This is a genomic window from Chlorobaculum sp. MV4-Y (assembly GCF_025244685.1).
In the GTDB taxonomy this organism is placed as follows: Bacteria; Bacteroidota; Chlorobiia; order Chlorobiales; family Chlorobiaceae; genus Chlorobaculum.
Map to the genome: position 1 here is coordinate 2,063,434 of NZ_CP104202.1, position 19,801 is coordinate 2,083,234.

Sequence of the window (19,801 nt, forward strand, 5' to 3'; positions counted from 1 at the left end):
TTTTCGTGCTTCATCGGTATGGCCAACCTCTTCATGCGGCCACCACGTCTAGGGGACAAATCCTTCAACTTCGGACAGATAGCGAATAACGCCAGGCTGTGAATTACCATTTTTTCCGAAATAAATCCGTCCAGCTTCACGAAGCTTGAGAAATTCCGGTTCAATCATTGACCAGCATCGACCTTCAGGCGGATAATGTTTGTCTCCAGAAGGTGCTGTAATTTCATACATCTGGTTTGGTCGATACCCTTGCGCTGTCATCGGAATAGCACGCCATCGACCTTTAGGATCGTTATTCGGATTTTTGTAAACCTTTGCCTGTTCTTCAGTCAAAGGGACTTTTTTCTTACCGCCTTGAACTTCTCTGGATTTGCAGCATACACCAGCAAATATTCATGCGAATCGCCGATAGCTTCGCGGTTTTCGCGTGAGTAACGCTTTTGCCAGACGTTGCAGGCAACAAACCGATCACGTCCGAAGATTTCATCCATCAGGTTCCGCAGATAAGCGATTCCCGAATCATCGATGGAAATCCAGATGGAACCCTCCTCATGCAAAAACTCTTTCAGAAGTGTAAGACGCGGATACATCATGCACAGCCACTTGTCATGGTGCGACAGGTCTTCGGCTTCCGGCCCGACAACCCGGAAAAGCCAGTCCCTGATCTCAGGGCTGCTGACGTTGTCGTTATATACCCAGCCGGATCGCTTGCCGCTCTCTCATCACGCTCGTCAACACCTGTATTGTACGGCGGATCGATGTAGATGCACTTGACCTGACCAGCGTAATGCGGTAACAAAGCCTTCAGGGCGATCAGGTTGTCACCCTGAACCAAAAGGTTTCCGCTCTCCGGCTCGCCCGCCGACAGTTCGGCGTTGCAGCGCAACAGATGAAACGGAACCTCCTTGTGGTAGTTGACGACAGCCTTTTTGCCAGCCCAGTGATGGCATTCGACCACTCCGGGAAAAAGCGTGGTGAAGAGTAACGTTATGCGTTGTAAGCCCTTCAATGGTCGAAAGAAAACGCCCACTCCATTACAGCCGCAATCTGCCAACAAAAAAAAGAGTAGCGTTGCTACGCTTGTCTGCTCTCACCCGAACGGCTCCATTTTACCCATCTATTATCTAAATTATGCGCAGCAACAACAACTTCTTCAATGCATAAACCGATTATGATGCAAAAACTGCTCTCTTCAAGCCGGTACCTTGTGATCATCGCAGTTGCGGGAACGTTCCTTGCCGCACTGACACTGCTTCTGTATGGCGGTATTTCGGTGGTTCAGCTTATCGCCGATACGGTCATGCATGCAGAAGTTTCCGGTAAAACAGGCAAGCTGCTCGCGCTCGGCTTCATTGAGAGCATCGATCTGTTCCTGCTCGGCACGGTCTTTTTCATCATCTCGCTGGGGCTGTACGAGCTGTTCATCGACGATTCGATCGATCTGCCGGACTGGCTGGTCATTCATACCCTCGACGATCTCAAAAACAAGCTGATCGGCGTCATCGTCGTGGTCATGTCGGTCGTCTTTCTCGGCCATGTGGTGCAATGGCACGGCGAACAGGAGCTGATCTGGCTTGGCGGCGCGATTGCGCTCGTCACCGCAGGGCTGACCTGTTTTGTCGGCAGCAAGAAGAAGTAGATGCGGCTGCTGTTTCTCCGGATGATCTTGAGGTCGATGATACCTGCATGTGGCTGGGCCCGATAAGCCATCCCATCAGAACCACTTCCTCGACCGGTAATACTTCATGAAACCCAGAACGATCAACACCATGAGGCCGAGCACGGCGTAGTAGCCCCACCAGAGGTTCAGTTCCGGCATGTTTTTGAAGTTCATGCCATACACGCCCGCGATGAACGACAGCGGCATAAAGATCGTGGCGATCATGGTGAGGAACTTCATGATTTCGTTCATCCGGTTGTTCACCCCCGCCAGCCAGGTTTCGTGCATGCTCGTGACGATCTCGCGGAACATTTCGACCGTATCGATCACGAGAATGACGTGGTCGTACACGTCGCGGAAGTAGTGCTCGACCAGGTCGCCCACCATCGCGAAGTCATCCCGCGCGACGCTGCCGATGATCTCCCGCAGCGGCCAGACCGCTTTGCGGAACATGATCAGCTCCCGCTTGAGCGCGTTCAGCGCGTTGAAGCTCTCCTGGCTGAAGGTGGCCATCAGGTCAGCGTCCAGCATATCGATCCGGTTTTCGATCTCTTCGAGGATGGAGAAGTAGTGATCCACGACCGAATCGACAAGGGCGTAAGCGAGAAAATCGGCTTCGTGCTTTCTGACTTTGGCGCTGCTGCTGCCGATCCGTTGCCGGAGGGCATCGAACGTGTCGCCCGGCTTTTCCTGAAAGGTGATGAGCCAACCGGGGCCGAGCACGATGCTCAGCTGCTCCTGGCCGATTTCGCTGGTCTCGGGGTTGAAGTCGAGCATCTGGAGCGACAGGAAGAGGTAGCGCTCGAAATCCTCAACCTTTGGGCGCTGGCCGGTGTGCAGAATATCCTCCTGCGTCAGCGGATCGATACCGAACAGCTCCCCGAGCTTTTCGATCACAGCGGTTTCGTGCAGGCCATCGACGTTGATCCAGAGCACCTTGAACTTCTCTTTCAGGACGAAGCACTCCGAGGCATCGCTGACGGACATCGTGACCATCTGCTTTTCGTCATAGCCGATGACCGTGATTTCGGCCTTCTCGACCTTCTGTTCGCCAATATGGATGAGCGCGCCCGGCGGCTGGCCGATCGATTTGTGGCGGCTCCTGAAGAGCCGTTTTTCATGCTTCCGCTTGTGGGAATGCCCATAAAGCGGATGTGGCGCAGGCTGCTTGTTCTTCATCGGCAGCTCCTCAATGGTTACCCTTCTTCGTTCATGAACAGACCTGATTTACGGCCCGCTGGCTGGTATTGGCGAGCAGATCGAATCGAAAACCCGAATGATGCCGCATCAATGCAATGGCTGGCTGGCGATCGCTCTGGTCAGCTCGTGCATGACAGTGCCGATAGCGTGCTTCTCCCGGAGCCAGTCAGGTGTGCTTTGCAGGTTCCCGAACGACCAGGCGGAGGCCATTGCACGGAATAGCTCCATGATCGCTCTTGCATCCCCGGCGGGCGCAGACATGCCGCCAGCATCGACCGCCAGCCGCGACGCTTCTCCATCCGGTGCGATGACGCACAAGGGCAGGCCCATACCAAGCGCGTCGGCCAGGCGATCCGGCACAATACTCGCGCTGGCGGCGGAGTTCCCCAGCGCGGCGCAGAAAAACGCTGCCTTCCGGCACTCCTCCAGTTCACTGTCGATTCCGCTGGTTTCATCGATGGTGAAGCGTTTCTGGATCGGTTTCTTCGCGGTGCGACGCAGAAACTCCGGCACGCCATCGCCGAGCAGCACCAGCTCTATTCCTCCGGCAATAATGCCGTCGGCCTGTATCCACGCCTCAAGGCCGGAGACGAGCGCCTTGAGGTCGGCAACAGGCAAGTCGGCCACAAGCAGCGCGATGCGCAGCACTGTACCTGAACGGTTCGGCTCCTGCCGCCTGAATGCCGGATGTGACGGATCGAAGGCTGGGGGCACGATGGTCACGAGGTTGTTGTCGAGCTTTCCGTGGTACTTCTTCAGAAAATACTCCTTGAGAAGGCGGTTTGGCGTCAGGATTGGCACTCCCGAGAGCATGATCTGTTCCTCGGCTTTGGCTGCGGCGGAGGAACGGGAGGCACCGGGCTGGGGCATTGAGGGATCGAGCGGCTCGGTGATGTCGAGCATGATGTTCAGCGAGTGCTTCCGGGCGACGTTAAACGCGAGCAAGAGCGGCTCCAGAGGCGGTCCTTGGGCATAGAGCAGCTCGATCTCCCGATCCTCTTCGAGTAACCGCTCGACCGTGGCCGTAGCGTTTTTCAGCCAGAGCTCGCCGTCAGTAGCGCTTTTGAACTGCCGAGCCTGCTTGCCCTTGAACGGACGGTTCGCGCCAGGGATCTCCCGTCCGTGCAGGAGCGCGCAGCGGGCGGCGGCATCGAGGTCGCCAACATCAAGATCGGGGGCGATGCGGCACACCTCATTGACGGGATTCGCACCGGATTTCACGCCAGCAGCCATGCCTGTGACAGCGGGAGGGGCGACGACGACCGGCTCCCAGCCAATGGTGGTGAAATTTGAAGCGAACTTCCATGCCCTCGATGCACTACCGGTAACGTATGGCGGGAAGTTGCGGGTAAGGATCAGGACTTTTCTCACGGCTTGCCCGAAGGTTTGATGGTTTTCGATGACGTTCGCACGGTAACGATTCCGGCGGCGATGAGGCCAAACGACAGGAGCGTGGCGACGAGCGACACCGTCCGGCCCGTCTCAAAACGGCTCCGGTCATAGACGAACCGCACCTCGTGCTCGCCCGGTGGCACTACTACGCCACGAATGAGGCCATCGATTTTGAGCGTCGGCTGCTCGTAGCCATCGACCGTAAGCCTCCAGCGTTCGGGATAGAACACCTCGCTGAGCACAAGCAAGGCGTCGCCCTCGGCGCGAACCCGCATCGCGATCGACTCGGCGCTCCGCTGCATCGAGAGCACCGTGCCCGGCGAGAAGCGCTTCACGCCCTGCCACCGCGCTCCGGTCACAGTGACGCCGCCGCCGGAACAGCGCCCGGCCATGACTGCCGCGATAGCCTCGTCGTCGCTTTGCGCGGCAATGGCCCACGGCGCGAACCAGGCTCTCGGTATCGCGCCCGCAAGCTCATAGACCGCAACCGGGATTTCGCCGGAGAGAAGGTTCAGCTTTCCGGCGAACACCGGCTTCAGGGCGGGATTACTGATGGGCGAGGGGCTGAGCACGTAGCCGACGTTCAGCATCCGAAGCACATCGAGATTCGCGAGGTTGTCGGTACGGGCGAGCAACTCCTGATACAGGCCGAGCTTGGCGGCGTGGTAGCCGCCAACCGATTCGATGCCGGCAAGGCTGAACTTGTTCTCGGTGAACAGGCGGCCCACCGGGTAGATGCGGAACGCACCCGGGCGGCTGGCGAGAAAGCGAGTGATCTCATCACCTTCGAGCGCCCGGTCGAGCGAGGCGCGTTCCACCAGCGGAGAGGCCCGCAGGGAGTGATCATCGGGAGAGACGACGCGATGGTCGATCCAGACGAGGTCGGCACACGACAGCGCAACCAGTACGATGGCTGCCGACCGCGCCCCGATCATGCCCCGCGCAGCGATCCACAACAGCCCTGCAGTGGCTGCCGCCACGACGATCAGCACGAACAGGCTGCCGCTCCATAGCGTCCAGCGAAGGTTGCCGACCATCGTAACCAGATCGTAGTTGTCGATCTGCACCGGAGGAAACGCGGCGCGAAGCAGTTGTTCGAGTCCCCCTTCAAACGTGAGGAAGAGAACCGCCGCCACGCCAATGATGAGTCCACCCCACTTGAGCACGGGAGACGATTCAGCCAACGGCCTGTCGAGCCACGCCTGAAGGCCATATCCGGAGAGCAAGGCAAGGCAGAGCGCCACGACGATCAGCACCATCGACGGCACCCGAAAGGAGCTGAACTTTGGCGCGAAGTGGTAGAAAAGATCATAGACGGGGCTGAAAAAGTTGCCAAACGAAAGCAGGAGCGCAAGCGCCGTCATGGCAAAAAGGAACAGCACCATCGGCTTTTTGCGACCGGCGATGATCCCTGCGATCGCGAAGCCGAGCACGACAAGGCCCGCATAGTGCGGAAAGTCGGTGAAGGGCATGAAGCCCCAGTAGGTGATGCCGCCGAAGCCGAACGCACCGGGCATCAGGTAGGTGAGCAATTCCAGTGGATGCATCGACCACATGGTGGCATAGCGGTACGCCTCGGCAGCATCGCCAGCTCCCGAACGCGCCGAAAAGGGCAAATAGCCGAGCGCGGGCAAATAGACCTGCAAGGCGATAGCCACGCCGAGCGCCAGCGCCGCGATGGCGAGTCCGCCGCTCTTTATTTTCGAGACGCCCTCCCGCTTTTCAACCAGAATCATCATCACGAGCAGCAGCACGGCAAGCATCCAGGTGTACCACGCGATCTGCACATGGGCGCGCTGGAGCTGCAAGCCGAGCATCAGCGCCAACAGTCCCGCATCGGCAAGGCTGCCCCGTTCAGCGAGGCGGATTGCCGCCCAGAGCACCCACGGCATGTACGCCGCCGTCATGAGCTGGCTGCCGTGACCGTACACGAGCATGGCGGTCATGTAGGGATTAAGCATAAAGGCCGACCCCGAGAGGAACGCCGGAATGCTGCCAAGACCAAGTTGCCGCGCAAGCACGAAGCCGCCCATTCCGGCAAACACGAGGTGCAGAAGCTGAATGTAGATCGGGTCGAGATGCAGGAATCCGAATAGCAGGTTCGGCAGATAGAGGCCGCTGAGGTAGCTGAAGGCCTCCACAGTCGGCATCCCCGAAAATGTCCAGGGCTGCCAGAGCGGATATCGGCCGGATTGCACTTGCAATGCTTCGAGTGCCTTGTCGAGCGCCATCGGCGTGACGCTGTCCGGCGAACCCGGCACAAAGCGCAGGGTAAGAAGCGGCCCGAAGGGCGCGACGAGCAGAAGGGCAAACAGGGCTATGGCGGCCAGGTAGGGCCAAGGGGCTTTTTTCACGGCGCGGCGTTCGTTCTTTGACGTTTCAGAAAAGGCAGAAGCTTTAAAATAACTTCCATCTCCTCCTGTTCCAACCGGAGTGCCCGGATCAGCAGTACATACACGAAACCTCCCGTTACGCCTGCCACTGCAAGCCGCATGAGCGGCGGCAGCGGCGGCGCCGCGTACCTGACAGCAAGCATTACTGCCCCTGCAGCGATGCCCGCCGCGAGTGACTTCCAGAGTTTGCCCGAAAGCGCCGGAATGCCAAGCTGAGAGCGCAATTCAGCCATTCGCACGATGGTCAGCAACGCCATGACAATCAGCGTCGAGCAGGCTGCGCCGTTCAATCCGAATCGAGGGATCAAAAGCCAGTGCAGGAGAACCTGAAGCAGCAGCGCCCCAGCCTGATTCATCATGCTCAGCCGCTCCCCGCCGCTCATGGCAAGCACCGTGTTGCCGAGGCCAAAAGAGGCATACAGAAGCGAGGTGACAGCCAGAAGCACCAATGCTGTCGATCCTGCGCCGAAGCCCTTGCCGAACACGGAGAGCACCTCGCCGGGAAAAAGCACGAGCATCAGGAACGGCACCATGACGAGCATCACAATCCAGCGGTTTACTATCTCGTAGGTCTCCCGAATACCCGCGTTTTCCTGCCGTCCATGGTATCCAGCAATTATGGGGGCGGCGATCCCGGAAAATGCCAGTAGTACAGAGCGCAGTAGCCCGGCCGTGCGTGCGGCGGGCTGGTAGAGGCCAACCGTGCGCACGTCGGTCAGAAAGCCAAGCATCACCACATCGATCCAGTGCGACAGGATCGAGAAAAGTGCCACGGCAAGCAGCGGCAGGGCGAAGCGGTTCAGCTCCCGATTGCTCCCGGCGCTGAGCACATCGTTCAGTTCGACGCCGGTCATCCGCCTGAAGCCCGGCAGAATCCAGGCAAGCGCCGCGAGTGGCGCGATCACGAACGGCAACGCCAGTGCAGCCTCACGCCCCCAGAACGAGCGAGCGACAAGCATGGAGAGCAGAAAGAGTCCGGGCATGATGATCTGGGTCGCCACCATTTTGGGCATGAGGCGTTGATGCGCCTGAATGGCGAACCCGGCCATACTGGTTGTCACCGACAGGGGTAGCGCCACGGCGACCGCAAGCAGCGTCATGCGCAACAGCCCGCCACCATGCAGCAATTCAGTGAGTTGCCCGGAGAAGAGCGCGATCAGCAGCCCTGCAAAGAGGGCCGCGAACGCGGTTCGTTTGATGGCGGCGGCGATGGTCTGCCGCCGCGCCACGCCCTCCTTCTGGTTGACGAAGCGCAAAAGACCCAGATCGTAGCCTCCAATCGCCAGCACTTCGGCAACCTGCTGCACGGCAACCACGAGCGCATAGGCGCCGAGCGCATCCACGCCAAGCAGCCGCGCGGCGGCAAGATTGTAGCCGAACCGCACAGCTTGGCCGAACACGAACCCGGCCATCGAAATACCGGCCTCCCGCGCGATAGTCACCTCCCGCTTCACGACCACCTCCGTTGCATGGCGTCGCGAAGCTCGCACACCATCGTTTCGGCAAGCGTGTCCCAGCTGTGCGCTCTGGCGAACGCCTGCCGCGCCGCTTTTCGCCCGTCGGCAAGCGCCTCCGGCACGAGCCGCACGAACTCCTCGAGCGTCGAGGCCACATGCACCACGCCGCTCGCCTTCCGGACGGCATCACAATAGTCGATGGCAAGAATCGGCAAGCCCGCCGCCGCGTATTCGTAGAGCTTGTTCGGATTGGAAGCTCGCTTCAGTGGACTCCGTTCGAGCGGCATCAACGCCAGATCGAATCGCTGCACCCACGCCGGAAGCTCGTCGTAGCCAACCTTGCCGACCCAGTGCACGTTCGGCAGGTCGAGCAGCGCCGTGTGGTGCTCCACCCAGTCGCAGGCGTACGCCGGGCCGATGAGGACGACGCTGTACTCCGGCCACGCTTTGGCGACCGAGGCGACGAGGTCGGCATCGATCCAGTCCATCGCACCCGCATAGCCGAGGATCGGACGCGGCAATGACCGCAGCTTCTCTGGCGTTTCGGTGCGATGCGTGGCAAAGTGATCGAACTCGACGCCGTTGCCGAGTTCGACGCAGTGCTGCTCCGGACGGGGCCTGAGTTTTTCGAGCAGAAGATCGCTCACGTAAAAGATCAGGTCGGCCTTATCGAGAAATCGGCGCATCGAATCGCGCAGCCACGGTTGGCCGGGCGTGAACCCGAGGTGGTCGTCGTTGGCATCGTAAAAACGCACCCGGCACGGCATCGAAGCCGCCGCCTCGCCCCAGTAAATATTGCTCAATCCGATGATCCGGTCAGTGGATGCAAAGCCGAGCACCTGAAACCAGAATTCAGCGAGCATCCGGCCAGCAAGCGTGACTATCCACAGAAGCAATGGATTGTCGAAAATCTGCGGCTTGCCCGGCGGAACGGTCTTGAGAAACGGCACGGTCACCACCGTCACGCGCCCGCGCTTCACGGGAAGCCAGTGGCTCCGGCGGCCAACGGCGAACGGTTCGACGAAGAGGATGCGCCACTGTTCCGGAAAGCGGGCGAGCAGGCGCTGCTTCCGGGTGGAGAGAAAATCCCACTGGATTTCGGAGAGCCAGACGAGATCAATGTGTTCAGCGCGCCGCAAGCTCGTAAATCCTGATTTTTTCGAAAATGCATCGCAGGAGAGGACGGACGCCGCGCAGGCAGAAGAGCGGTGAGCGGATGCCGAACTCCGCGCTGCGCACCACCTCAAAACCCGAGCGTGACAGAAGCGCGACAAGCGAGCGCTTCGGCATTTCGTGGAAGTGATCGGGGCTTTGCAGAAAACCGGGTTTCCACGCCGGAGTCGAGAGAAACAGGCGCGACGACGGGACGGGATCGAGCGCAGCGCGGATTTCCAGCAGGAGGTGCAGCGGATTGTAGAGATGTTCGATCACCTCGAACGCCGTCACCACCGGATAGCGAGTGGCCGCGTTGAGTGGCTCGGTGTCGAGATCGACCGAGGTCGTGTCGAACCGGCAGCCGAAGTGCGCTTCGAGCATCGCGGTCACGGGCGTGCGGTCGCCGATGTCGAGGCCCGCCTGCGCCGGAAGCGCGATTGCTTCGGAGGCCGCGACGAACGCCAAACTCTTCTCCCACCGCATCCGGTGGGCCGGGTCCGCGCTCCACGCGCCATCAACGACCGTCCGAAACTCCTGGCCGCCCGTCATACCTCTTCCCGCTCTTGCGATGACTTCCGCCTGAAGAGCAGGAAGCGCAGCAAACCGAGCACCGCGCGGAAGGGCAGAAGCAGCGGATAGAGCACGAGACCACCGATCATGCCGTGCTTGGCGAAGAGCGTCATCGCCGCGACGCTTTTGCGGAGCTGCTTGCCGAGGTTCATCTCGCCGCTGGAGGAGGCCGAGACGCGATGCCAGATACGCGACGCGGGCTGGTACATGACGATGAGGCCTCGCTTGCGCACCTTGATCGACAGATCGACGTCCTCGCCATACATGCGGAAACGCTCGTCGAAACCGCCCACCGCCTCGAAGTCGTAAGACCGCATTCCGAGGCAGCACCCGGTGGCGTACCAGACCGGCTCCGGCGTATCGAAGCGCGGCCCGTCAGGCTGGCGAATGCCGGTGTGTTCGATCAGCCCGGTCGCTGAGTCGAGCACGCCACCCGCGTACCAGATGCGCTCCGGATTGTCCATGTAGAGAATTTTCGGCGCGGCGATACCCACCCACGGCTTTTGCAGTTCATCGAGCAGAGGCTGGAGAAAACCGGGATCGACGACGGTGTCGTTGTTCAGGAACACCACGCGGTCAAAGCCGCGCCTGCACAGCGAACGGAATGCCGCGTTGTTGCCAGCCGCGAAGCCGAGGTTGCGCCCAAGCTCGAGAATCTCGACCTTCGGAAACGCCTGGCGGACGAGAGCCACCGTGCCATCGGTAGAACCGTTGTCCGCCAGAATGACCGTGAACTCCGGCTGCCGCACCTTCACCAGAGAGGCGAGGCAGGCGAGGGTATCGGCTGCGCCGTTCCAGCTCAGCACGATGACCGCTGTTTTTTCACCATTCATGCCGATCTCCGACTGCACGTTTCCAGAAAAGCCGCAGCTTGCGAAGCGAATTCGCACCACGAATTGCGGCGGCGGAAGTCGTCGATGCCCTCCTTCAGCGGAAGGCACTCGCGTTCGCGGATAAAGTCGATAATCCCCTGAGCCAGTGCCTCGGCGCTCTCCTCGCGGACGAGCCAGCCGGTACGTCCGTGCTCGACCTGATCGCCGAGGCCACCGGTGTCGCAGGCGATCACCGGCACGGCGTGGCCGAGCGCGAGTGGCACGATGCCCGACTGCGTAGCTGAGCGGTAGGGCAGCACCACCGCATCGGCGGCGGCCATCAGCGTGGCGACCTCACCGGCGGGCACGTACCCTTCGCGGAATTCGACCGCGCCGCTGATTCCGAGCCGTCGGGCCTCTTCCCGAAAACACGACGAGCCGAGAATGAACTCCCCGGCCACGACAAGCCGCGCCGCCGAATCGCGTTGAAGCACAAGCGCCATCGCTTCCAGTAGTGTATCGAGTCCTTTGTATTCCCGGACGTAGCCGAAAAAGAGCAGCACCGGCGCATCCTCAGGCAATCCGATCGAACGCCGCGCGTCGGCTTTCGATGGCGCGGAGGTTTGCCGTTCGTAGAGCGGATGGAACAGGCGTAGCGTTTTCACCGCCGGAGCGAACGCCCGCAACTCCGACTCGACCGTTTGGGAGAGGGTAATGAATCCGTCGGATGACGAGACAAGCAAGCGCTTCAGCATCGATTCTCCCGGAATGGGTTCATGAGAGGTGAAGTTGTGGAGCAGCACGAAGGTTGGCAGTCCACTTACCCGGCGCATTAGCGCACAAAGCGGGGCGAGAACGCCACTCCAGTAAGCGATAAGCAGCACATCTGGCTTGGTATTGCGAAGTTTTCGAGCCGAAGAGAGCCAGCTCAGCGGATTCATGAGATCGAAGGTGAATGGTGAAGCGGGCACGTCAGATTCTCCAGGCTCTGTCGCCGTGCGACCTTTCATGACCCATCGCGGATACAGCCGCCGGAAAGGCACCGGCACCACCTCGCATCCCGCCGCTTCGAAGGTCCGGCACAACTCATCGCTGAATCGGGCGATTCCACCCTTGACCGGCGGAAACGGACTGAGCAACGCTATCTGCAAGGGCGTCAAGTGATCAGCTTCCGGATTGCTTTGGCTTTGATGCTACGCTTCGCCGAACCCCTGTTCGAAAAATTCGATAAGGTGCCTGGCCGCCTCTGCTTCGTCCTCGCCCTCCAGCTTGAGCACCATGCGCGACCCTTTGGGCGCGGCCAGGCTCATGACGCCGATGATCGACTTGGCGTTGATTTCCGAGCCATCCATCTCGATGAAAAAGTCCGACTTGAATCTGGAGGCGAGCTTGACAACCGCCGCCGCTGGCCGGGTGTGCAGACCCGCGCTGTTTCTGATAATCACTTCCTGGACAATCACTGGTACTAGCCGGTTAAATGGTTATGACTGGATTAGAGCTTGCTGGGCCTGGTTGGCCCCTTACAACATTTTGACCATGGCGATTTCGTCACATGCCATGAGTTTCGGGCAATTGGTGCAATCACGCCAGATTTTCTGGGGAAAATACTCCTTTTCGATCTCTTTGTACCCCATTCTCTTGAAAAATCCGGGATTCAGGGTCAGCACGAGCACCTCTTTGACTCCCTCTTCGCTCAGCACGGCCTCTGCCTTTTCTACCAGAAGACGCCCGATCCCCTTGCTCCGGAACTCTTCGAGCACGGCGAGCGAGCGGATTTCAGCAAGTTTCACCGTGTAAAACGCGATGGCGCAACATCCGATGACTTGGCCTTTGTAGTCGGCCACAAAAAAATCACGGATATGCTCGATAATATTCTCGACCGGGCGCTTGAGCATAATCCCCTCGCCCGCATAGCCCTCGGTGATTCGCGAAATGGCCGAAGCGTCGGCAAGACGCGCATTTCTAACGCAGGTATCAGTTACCGGCATGTTCAGAAGGCGACTGATTCTGGAGAGAGACCTGCCGCCACAGCTCATCCTTGAGCGCCTTGAGTCCCTGTCCCGCCACACTCGATATGGCGAGCACCTTAACCCCTTTTTCAAGCTCCGGCATGGCGAAACCCTCAGGCGCAATGTCCATCTTGGTGATCACCGCGAGTCTCGGCTTGGAGAGCAGCGAAGGGTCGAACTTTTCCAGCTCCTTCAGGAGCGTTGCGTACTCGGCGGCAATATCCTCCGTATTGGACGGAACCATGATGAGCAGCGTCTTGGTGCGCTCGATGTGTCGCAGGAACTGGATGCCCAGGCCGCGCCCCTCCGCCGCGCCTTCGATGATGCCTGGAATGTCGGCCATGACGAAGGATTTGTAATCCTCGTAGCGTACGATGCCGAGGTTCGGCACCAGCGTCGTGAACGGGTAGTCGGCGATTTTCGGTCGCGCCGCGCTGAGCACCGAAATCAGGGTCGATTTGCCTGCGTTGGGGAAACCAACGAGGCCGACGTCGGCCATCAGCTTCAGCTCCATTTCAAGCTCGAACTCCTCACCCGGCTCGCCGGGCTGTGCGAATCGTGGAGCCTGCCGGGTCGCCGTGGCGAAGTGCTGGTTGCCCCAACCGCCGCGTCCGCCTTTGGCGATCATCATCTCCTGACCGTCTTCGACCATGTCGCACATCACTTCGCCGGTCTCGGCGTTGCGCACCACCGTGCCGCACGGCACGCCGATGACGACATCCTTGCCATCCTTGCCGCTCTTGCGCGCGCCAAGTCCGTGGCCGCCGCGATCGGCGATATAGGATTTGCGGTACTTGAAGTCAAGCAGCGTGGCAAGCTGCTTGTTGGCGCGCAGATAGACGTGGCCGCCACGGCCGCCGTCACCGCCATCAGGCCCGCCCTTTGGCACGAACTTCTCTCTTCTGAAACTCACGCAACCCCGGCCGCCGTCGCCAGCTTTCACCGAGATTTTCGCACGATCGACAAACTTCACGCTTCCGTCCTTTTTGTAATAATCGCTATCGTTACCTATGTTACTCTCAATTTTAAACCAGACCGACCGATGCCCGCTTCAAGCAAATCCCGCAAGAGTGCCGCCCCGACCATCGAAGAGCTGATCCAGCGCCTCGAAGAGGTCACCCGGAACATCGAAAACCCGGACACCGGGCTTGAAAACTCCATCGCGCTTTACGAGGAGGGAATGTCGGTCGCCGAGGAGTGCCGCAAGCGCTTGCAGGAGACCCGCAAAAAGCTTGAAACGATCAACCCTGCCGAGCCCGCCGCCCAGCCGGAAAAGCCGACCAAGCCAGCCAAACCCGAGCAACCCAAACCCGCCGATCTGTTCGGCATGGAGAGCTGAGAGGTTCGGCTGTTGGCCTCTGTCATTCTGAACGAAGTGAAGAATCCAGTCTTTTCCGATGGCGCATAATCGACTGATCAGCGATACTTTCCGCGGCTTTTCTGGATTCTTCGCCCGACGTTGTCGGACTCAGAATGACAAACGAAAAACAACCTCAGAAAACTAAATTCACCCCTCCAGCATCGACTTGAGCATGTCGTTCACCACCTTCGGGTTTGCCTTGCCCTTCATCTTCTGCATGCACTGACCGACGAAGAAACCGAATAGCTGCGCTTTGCCGCTGCGGTACTGTTCGAGCTGCTTCTGGTTCGCGTCGAGAATCTCCCTGATAGCTGCCTCGATGGCTCCCTTGTCCGAAACCTGCGCCAGCCCCTCGCGCTCGACAATCGCTTCCGCCGTCGCTTCGTCCTCTTGCATGATCTCGAACACCTGCTTGGCGATGGTGTTGCTGATCGCGCCCGCATTGATGAGCTTGATCAGGCCGCCAAGACGCTCTGGCGAAATGGCGAACTCGTGAATATCGAGATACTTCTCCTTCAGCGTGCGCATCACCTCGCCCATCACCCAGTTCGATGAAGCCTTGGCGTCGCCCGACACGTTCACGGTCGCCTCGAAATAATCGGCGACTTCACGCTCCACGGTCAGCACGCCAGCGTCGTAGGCCGGAATGCCGAACTCGAAGACGAAACGCGCTGCGCGATCTTCCGGAAACTCCGGCAGCTCCTTGCGCATCCGGTGCATCATGCCGTCATCCACGAGCACCGGCACGAGGTCCGGATCGGGGAAATAGCGGTAGTCGTGGGCGTGCTCCTTGCCGCGCATCGAGCGGGTTTCAAGCTTGTCGGCGTCCCACAGGCGCGTCTCCTGCACGATCGTGCCGCCGCCCTCGATCACCTCGATGTGGCGCTTGGCTTCGTACTCGATGGCGCGCTCGACGTTGCGGAACGAGTTCATGTTCTTGATCTCTGTGCGGGTGCCGTACTCGGTCGCGCCCACCGGCCTGACCGACACGTTGGCGTCGCAGCGCAGGCTGCCCTCCTCCATGTTGCCGTCGGAGATGCCGAGGTATTTGACGATCTGGCGCAGCTTCTGCAGGTAGGCCGAGGCCTCCTTCGGCGTGCGCATGTCGGGGTAGCTCACGATCTCCAGCAGCGGCACGCCGCAGCGGTTCACGTCGATGTAGGTGTCGTCGCCGATGTCGTGGATCGACTTGCCCGCATCCTCCTCGATGTGGATTCGAACAAGGCGAATATCCTTGCGCCCCTCTTCGAGATCGATGTGGATCATCCCCTCCGAGCAGATCGGCTCCTCGTACTGCGAAATCTGGTAGCCCTTCGGAAGGTCGGGATAGAAGTAGTTTTTGCGCGCAAGAATCGAGTGGCGGGCGATGGTGCAGTTGGTGGCCAGGCCGAGCTTGACGGCGTCCTCGACCACGCGGGCGTTCAGCACCGGCAGCGCGCCGGGGAGTGCCAGGCAGACCGGACAGACGTTGGTGTTAGCCGATTTGCCGAACTTGGCGGAGCAGCCGCAGAATGCCTTGCTTTCGGTATTGAGCTGACAGTGGACCTCAAGGCCCACGACAATTTCATAGTTCATCAGAAAATGAGATAGTGATAAAAACCTTGTCGAATGCCGGTCGAATCACCGGTACTGCTCGAAAGTGAACTTCTGGCCACCGACGGTGAGTTCTCCCATCAACCCCGCGTTTGGCATGGCGAAAACGGCCACGCCGTTCGAGTAGTCGGTATTGGTCGCCATGCCTGCCCTGACGGCCACAACGGCAAACTGAGCGCTCAGCTCGTAATTGCCTTTGGTGAAGTCAGCAAGCGCCGCCCGGTCCTTGAAGAAAATGATCTCGGAAAATGATTGTCCGCCGAGCTGAGGCCCCACATTGAGCATCGTCACGGTCGAATGACCGATGGGTCGTCCCTGATCGAAAACCACCCCTTTGCCGTAGCCGCCACCGACGATCATGAAGCCGCCCTTGTAGATATCGGAAAAGACCGCATAACCATAAGCCCTTGAAAAGAAACGCTCAAGAGATGGATCGGCTTTCCTGAACTTCCCTATTGTCCGCTCGGCATTATTCTCTTTAGCCGGATCCCAGCCGGCGCGAGCCGTTCCAAAAAGCATTGTCACCGCCGCCAAAGCAATCAGCAGCGTCCGCATCAAATGTACTCTCTTCATCATGGCAACCGTTTTTTCGTTGGACAAATAAAATCAAACCGGCAAAAAGTTGCAACGCAACACCAGCTTGTAATGTACGATTTTCCAGCCTGAAAACCCGCCCCTTCACGGCGCGCAAAAAGCCGGAGAATCAATTGGTTGGACGCTGAACAGGCGCGAATCTTTCGGGCAGGATGCTTGTCGGACTTTTTCAAGGTCTGCTGTAGTCATCACGAGGAATGAGGCAACGTGGCAATCCACCTTGCTTTACGTTCGATGAAAGCGGTCTGGAGACTCCGAGATAACTATTTCCTGAAGAAATATTGATCGTCCGCCGAGCTATCCGACGCTCAAAGCTTTGCGATAGACTTTGAGATCACGGTCTGAAAAGCAGCAAAAGATCACCTCTTCGATGCCGGTCTCATCCGCGAGCGTTTCGCGCACGGTCGCCACGGCAATGGCGGCGACCAGCTCGATTGGATAGCCGTAAATGCCGGTGCTGATGGAGGGGAACGCGATGGAGCGGCAGTGGTTTTCGATGGCGAGTTTCAGCGATGCGGTAGCACGAGGCGATCTGTTTCGCTTCGCCGTGGCTGCCGCCGTTCCAGACCGGACCGACAGTGTGGATGACAAACTTCGCGGGCAGCCGGTAGCCCTTGGTGATCTTCGCATCGCCGGTTCGGCATCCTCCGAGTTCGCGGCACGCTTCGAGCAGCTCCAGCCCGGCGGCGTGGTGAATCGCTCCGTCAACGCCCCCGCCGCCCAGCAGCGACGAGTTCGCCGCATTCACGATGGCATCGACCGTCAGCGTCGTAATATCAGCGTTTATGGCTCGAATCAGAACTGGCGACTGCATGGTTTTGCCGTATTCATCCTGCCAGACAACAATTCTTAATTGTCAATTATCCATTGTCAACTGCCTCTTCCTTCACCTCTTCGAAATCGGCATCAACAACTCTCGGGATCGGCTCCGTCGAGTTTTGGGCGGCGTTTTTTTCCCATTCGAGGAATTCGTTGAGGTCTTGGTTGATCGAGGCGAGCACGGCGGTGAGTACGGCAGCATCGTCGAAGAAACCGACCAGCGGGAGAAAGTCGGCAAGCGCGTCAAACGGGTTGACGAAGTAGATGAGCGCGGCGACGGCCAGAATCACTGACTGCCAGGGCACGACCCGGTACTGGCGGTTGATATAGGCGCGAACAAGCCTGATGAGCGCCTGAAACTTGTCGGTCAGCTCGCCGAATGGCGATGAGCTGCTCGCGCTGCCAACCATGTGCAAAGCGGTGTCGATGACATTCCTGATTTTTTCAGGATCGCGCAGGGTCTGTTCGGCGACCTTGCGGGCGCGCTCGAAAATGCGGCATTCCTTTTTGCTTTTCATGCCGGAGTGGTGCGTATCATACAGGTTTGCGCCGCCGGAGGATCAGCGTTTGCCTGCCTTGAGTAATTTGCGTTTTTCCTCCGCCGTCAGGGAGTCGTAACCCCTGCTCGAAATCTTGTCGAGAATCCGGTCAATCTCGGCTTCGGAGGTATCGTCATCCTTGCCGCCGCCTTGCCAGAGAACCGGCCCTTTCGACTTTTTGGGAAGAGAGACGTTCCGGAACATCCGCTTGATCGTCCATTCATTCCGCCGGATCACGATGTAGATATAGCCGAAGAGCATGCCGCCAAGATGGGCGAAATGGGCGATATCGCTGCCGCTGCCCATCGTCCGGTTGCCAAGGCCCGAAATGAACTCGATCAGGGCGTATCCGGCCACGAAGTACTTGGTCTTGACCGGCAGAAGGAAGTAGAGGTAGATGTAACGGTCGGGAAACATCATGCCGAAGGCGAGCAGCACGCCGAAAATGGCTCCGGATGCGCCAATGGTCGGGTAGGGGCTGCCGTAGGTCGCCACCAGATTGATGAGCGCCGCGCCAATGCCACAGGTGAAATAGAAACTGACGAAGTTTCTGGTTCCCCAATAGTTTTCGATTTCAACTCCGAACATCCAGAGCGCGAACATATTGAAAAAGATGTGCGCGAAGCTGCCGTGCAAAAAGAGATAGGTGATGGGCTGCCAGAGGTGAAAAGAGTACCCGGCAGAATTGTTCGAGCCTATCGGCCAGAGTGCGCCGTAGGTGGTCAGGGCGGAGCCGAACACGCTGTTCTGGAAGAGGAACACAATCACATTGGTGATGATGATCGCCTTGATGGCCGGAGGCATCACCTGGAAGCCGCCGGGCGAGTATGGCTGGTCGTATCGGGTCATTCAGCAGAGTTTGCAATGAGGGCGCTTCTGGAAAACATGCTGACCGGTGTCGAGCCGTTTTTCAGAAGCGCCCATGATTGTTCATACGGTTCGGAAATCGCTTCCGTGACGATCAATGCACGTCAGGGCCTAATCGTTCAGGGCTGCGATGCCCGGAAGCTCCTTGCCTTCGAGGAATTCAAGGCTCGCGCCGCCGCCGGTCGAGACGTGCGTCACCTTGTCGGAGAGGCCCGCCTTGGCGATGGCTGCTGCCGAATCTCCGCCACCGATGATGGTAATCGCGCCATCGGCGGTTGCCTCGGCAAGCGCCTGGGCGACAGCGAAGGTGCCCCTGGCAAACTGGTCGATTTCAAACACACCCATCGGTCCGTTCCAGAGCACGGTCTTCGCGGCAAGAATTTCCTTGCTGTAGGTCTCGATGGTTGCCGGGCCGATGTCGAGGCCAATCATGCCTGCGGAAATGGCGTTGACCGGCTCGACACGAGAAGGCGCGTCGGCGGAAATCTCTCCGGCCACGACCACGTCTTCCGGAAGAAGCAGGCGAACGCCTTTCTCTTTGGCTTTTTCGAGCAGTGCCGTAGCAAGTTCGAGCTTGTTCTCCTCGACAAGCGAGTTGCCGACGTCGAGGCCCTGAGCCTTGAAGAAGGTGAAGACCATCGCGCCGCCGACAAGAACGGTATCGACTTTCTCGAAGAGGCTTTCGAGCACGTCGATCTTGCCTGAAATCTTGGCGCCGCCAAGAATGGCCACGAACGGACGCTGTGCATCGTTGAGCGCCGTGCCGAGGTAGCGCAGCTCTTTTTCGATGAGGTAACCCGCCACCGCAGTCTGCACGTAGTGGGTGATGCCCTCGGTCGAGGCGTGAGCGCGATGGGCCGTGCCGAATGCGTCGTTCACGTAAATTTCGCCCAGCGAAGCGAGCTCCCTGGCGAAGTCCGGATCGTTAGCCTCCTCTTCGGCATGGAAGCGGAGGTTTTCGAGCATGAGCACTTCGCCGTCCTGCAGGGCAAGCACCTGCTGCATCACCTCAGTGCCGATGCAGTCGCCAGCCATCGTCACGGGGCAGTCAAGCAGCTCGGAGAGGCGCTTTGCCGCTGGCGAAAGGGAGAATGCAGGATTGACCTTGCCTTTCGGTCTTCCAAGGTGCGACATCAGAATCAGCCTGCCGCCATTGTCGATGACTTTGCGGATTGAAGGCAGCGCCTCCACGATCCTTTTCTCGTCGGTGATGTTTCTGTCCTGGTCGAGCGGCACGTTGAAATCGACTCGCATCAAGACGCGTTTTCCCTGTAACGATATGTCAGACAATGTCTTTTTCTGCATTTCCCTGTAAGTTGGTTGACGAAATTAAAAGTGTTTGCCTGTGTGAATATACATAATATCCAACATCTGCGGCATA

The 19,801-nt window shown here is 59.1% G+C and carries 21 protein-coding genes and 1 pseudogene; 2 read left to right on the forward strand and 20 right to left on the reverse strand.

What is annotated here, in order from left to right; all coding sequences use genetic code 11:
* Positions 1–48: 48 nt before the first annotated feature.
* The 3 genes from NY406_RS10245 to NY406_RS10255 are packed head-to-tail and all read right to left on the reverse strand — an operon-like array spanning position 49 to position 1,009.
* Positions 49–333, reverse strand: a complete 285-nt coding sequence (locus NY406_RS10245) for a hypothetical protein (RefSeq protein ID WP_260534148.1) — start codon at positions 331–333, stop codon at positions 49–51.
* Positions 330–593, reverse strand: coding sequence for a DNA methyltransferase (locus NY406_RS10250; protein ID WP_317618652.1), 264 nt, complete (start codon positions 591–593; stop codon positions 330–332). The genes NY406_RS10245 and NY406_RS10250 overlap by 4 nt, the downstream gene beginning before the upstream one ends.
* Entirely contained in the window at positions 590–1,009 is a 420-nt protein-coding gene (locus NY406_RS10255) for a site-specific DNA-methyltransferase (protein WP_260534150.1), read from the reverse strand. Before NY406_RS10255 ends, NY406_RS10250 begins: the two co-directional genes overlap by 4 nt.
* 147 nt (positions 1,010–1,156) lie before the next feature.
* Here NY406_RS10255 and NY406_RS10260 point away from each other — a divergent pair, with 147 nt between their 5' ends.
* A complete protein-coding gene (locus NY406_RS10260; protein ID WP_260534152.1) occupies positions 1,157–1,639 on the forward strand; it encodes a YqhA family protein in 483 nt (160 codons plus the stop codon).
* Between the two features lie 75 nt (positions 1,640–1,714).
* On the opposite strand, the gene corA is transcribed toward NY406_RS10260, so the two are convergent.
* The 11 genes from corA to obgE form a co-directional block, all read right to left on the reverse strand.
* Positions 1,715–2,839: a magnesium/cobalt transporter CorA gene (gene corA / locus NY406_RS10265; RefSeq protein WP_260534154.1), complete on the reverse strand. Its 1,125-nt coding sequence runs from the start codon at positions 2,837–2,839 to the stop codon at positions 1,715–1,717.
* 108 nt (positions 2,840–2,947) lie between these two features.
* Positions 2,948–4,231: a hypothetical protein gene (locus NY406_RS10270; protein ID WP_260534156.1), complete on the reverse strand. Its 1,284-nt coding sequence runs from the start codon at positions 4,229–4,231 to the stop codon at positions 2,948–2,950.
* Entirely contained in the window at positions 4,228–6,606 is a 2,379-nt protein-coding gene (locus NY406_RS10275; RefSeq protein WP_260534158.1) for a hypothetical protein, read from the reverse strand. Before NY406_RS10275 ends, NY406_RS10270 begins: the two co-directional genes overlap by 4 nt.
* Positions 6,603–8,135 (reverse strand): polysaccharide biosynthesis C-terminal domain-containing protein, encoded by a 1,533-nt coding sequence (locus NY406_RS10280; protein WP_260534160.1) that lies wholly within the window; start codon positions 8,133–8,135, stop codon positions 6,603–6,605. The genes NY406_RS10275 and NY406_RS10280 overlap by 4 nt, the downstream gene beginning before the upstream one ends.
* A complete protein-coding gene (locus NY406_RS10285) occupies positions 8,096–9,241 on the reverse strand; it encodes a glycosyltransferase (RefSeq protein ID WP_260534162.1) in 1,146 nt (381 codons plus the stop codon). The genes NY406_RS10280 and NY406_RS10285 overlap by 40 nt, the downstream gene beginning before the upstream one ends.
* Positions 9,228–9,806, reverse strand: a complete 579-nt coding sequence (locus NY406_RS10290; protein ID WP_260534164.1) for a class I SAM-dependent methyltransferase — start codon at positions 9,804–9,806, stop codon at positions 9,228–9,230. The genes NY406_RS10285 and NY406_RS10290 overlap by 14 nt, the downstream gene beginning before the upstream one ends.
* Positions 9,803–10,660, reverse strand: coding sequence for a glycosyltransferase family 2 protein (locus tag NY406_RS10295; RefSeq protein ID WP_260534166.1), 858 nt, complete (start codon positions 10,658–10,660; stop codon positions 9,803–9,805). The genes NY406_RS10290 and NY406_RS10295 overlap by 4 nt, the downstream gene beginning before the upstream one ends.
* Positions 10,657–11,790, reverse strand: a complete 1,134-nt coding sequence (locus NY406_RS10300) for a glycosyltransferase family 4 protein (protein WP_260534167.1) — start codon at positions 11,788–11,790, stop codon at positions 10,657–10,659. The genes NY406_RS10295 and NY406_RS10300 overlap by 4 nt, the downstream gene beginning before the upstream one ends.
* A 42-nt stretch (positions 11,791–11,832) precedes the next feature.
* Entirely contained in the window at positions 11,833–12,099 is a 267-nt protein-coding gene (locus NY406_RS10305) for an HPr family phosphocarrier protein (protein ID WP_260534168.1), read from the reverse strand.
* 60 nt (positions 12,100–12,159) lie between these two features.
* A complete protein-coding gene (locus NY406_RS10310; RefSeq protein WP_260534170.1) occupies positions 12,160–12,627 on the reverse strand; it encodes an N-acetyltransferase in 468 nt (155 codons plus the stop codon).
* A complete protein-coding gene (gene obgE / locus NY406_RS10315; RefSeq protein WP_260534172.1) occupies positions 12,614–13,621 on the reverse strand; it encodes a GTPase ObgE in 1,008 nt (335 codons plus the stop codon). The genes NY406_RS10310 and obgE overlap by 14 nt, the downstream gene beginning before the upstream one ends.
* Positions 13,622–13,690: 69 nt before the next feature.
* Here obgE and xseB point away from each other — a divergent pair, with 69 nt between their 5' ends.
* The gene (gene xseB / locus NY406_RS10320; protein WP_260534173.1) at positions 13,691–13,987 is read left to right on the forward strand and encodes an exodeoxyribonuclease VII small subunit; all 297 of its coding nucleotides are present in this window, start codon (positions 13,691–13,693) and stop codon (positions 13,985–13,987) included.
* Positions 13,988–14,155: 168 nt separating this feature from the next.
* Here xseB and gatB read toward each other — a convergent pair whose 3' ends face one another.
* The 6 genes and pseudogenes from gatB to NY406_RS10355 all read right to left on the reverse strand — a co-directional run bounded on the left by gatB (position 14,156) and on the right by NY406_RS10355 (position 19,725).
* The gene (gene gatB / locus NY406_RS10325) at positions 14,156–15,583 is read right to left on the reverse strand and encodes an Asp-tRNA(Asn)/Glu-tRNA(Gln) amidotransferase subunit GatB (protein WP_260534175.1); all 1,428 of its coding nucleotides are present in this window, start codon (positions 15,581–15,583) and stop codon (positions 14,156–14,158) included.
* A 45-nt stretch (positions 15,584–15,628) separates the two neighbouring features.
* Positions 15,629–16,177, reverse strand: a complete 549-nt coding sequence (locus NY406_RS10330; RefSeq protein WP_260534177.1) for a hypothetical protein — start codon at positions 16,175–16,177, stop codon at positions 15,629–15,631.
* 315 nt (positions 16,178–16,492) lie between these two features.
* Positions 16,493–17,009: pseudogene (locus tag NY406_RS11345) on the reverse strand (O-acetyl-ADP-ribose deacetylase).
* A 46-nt stretch (positions 17,010–17,055) separates the two neighbouring features.
* The gene (locus NY406_RS10345; RefSeq protein WP_260534179.1) at positions 17,056–17,532 is read right to left on the reverse strand and encodes a YkvA family protein; all 477 of its coding nucleotides are present in this window, start codon (positions 17,530–17,532) and stop codon (positions 17,056–17,058) included.
* Positions 17,533–17,574: 42 nt separating this feature from the next.
* Positions 17,575–18,402, reverse strand: a complete 828-nt coding sequence (locus NY406_RS10350; protein WP_260534181.1) for a rhomboid family intramembrane serine protease — start codon at positions 18,400–18,402, stop codon at positions 17,575–17,577.
* Positions 18,403–18,531: 129 nt separating this feature from the next.
* The gene (locus NY406_RS10355; RefSeq protein ID WP_260534183.1) at positions 18,532–19,725 is read right to left on the reverse strand and encodes a phosphoglycerate kinase; all 1,194 of its coding nucleotides are present in this window, start codon (positions 19,723–19,725) and stop codon (positions 18,532–18,534) included.
* Between the last annotated feature and the right edge of the window lie 76 nt (positions 19,726–19,801).

Bases quoted from the DNA above. Each gene is read 5' to 3' on its own strand.
- NY406_RS10250 (WP_317618652.1), bottom strand. From the start codon at position 593: ATGATGTATCCGCGTCTTACACTTCTGAAAGAGTTTTTGCATGAGGAG.
- NY406_RS10260 (WP_260534152.1), top strand. From the start codon at position 1,157: ATGCATAAACCGATTATGATGCAAAAACTGCTCTCTTCAAGCCGGTAC.
- corA (WP_260534154.1), bottom strand. From the start codon at position 2,839: ATGAAGAACAAGCAGCCTGCGCCACATCCGCTTTATGGGCATTCCCAC.
- NY406_RS10290 (WP_260534164.1), bottom strand. From the start codon at position 9,806: ATGACGGGCGGCCAGGAGTTTCGGACGGTCGTTGATGGCGCGTGGAGC.
- NY406_RS10295 (WP_260534166.1), bottom strand. From the start codon at position 10,660: ATGAATGGTGAAAAAACAGCGGTCATCGTGCTGAGCTGGAACGGCGCA.
- NY406_RS10310 (WP_260534170.1), bottom strand. From the start codon at position 12,627: ATGCCGGTAACTGATACCTGCGTTAGAAATGCGCGTCTTGCCGACGCT.
- xseB (WP_260534173.1), top strand. From the start codon at position 13,691: ATGCCCGCTTCAAGCAAATCCCGCAAGAGTGCCGCCCCGACCATCGAA.
- gatB (WP_260534175.1), bottom strand. From the start codon at position 15,583: ATGAACTATGAAATTGTCGTGGGCCTTGAGGTCCACTGTCAGCTCAAT.
- NY406_RS10330 (WP_260534177.1), bottom strand. From the start codon at position 16,177: ATGATGAAGAGAGTACATTTGATGCGGACGCTGCTGATTGCTTTGGCG.
- NY406_RS10345 (WP_260534179.1), bottom strand. From the start codon at position 17,532: ATGAAAAGCAAAAAGGAATGCCGCATTTTCGAGCGCGCCCGCAAGGTC.
- NY406_RS10350 (WP_260534181.1), bottom strand. From the start codon at position 18,402: ATGACCCGATACGACCAGCCATACTCGCCCGGCGGCTTCCAGGTGATG.
- NY406_RS10355 (WP_260534183.1), bottom strand. From the start codon at position 19,725: ATGCAGAAAAAGACATTGTCTGACATATCGTTACAGGGAAAACGCGTC.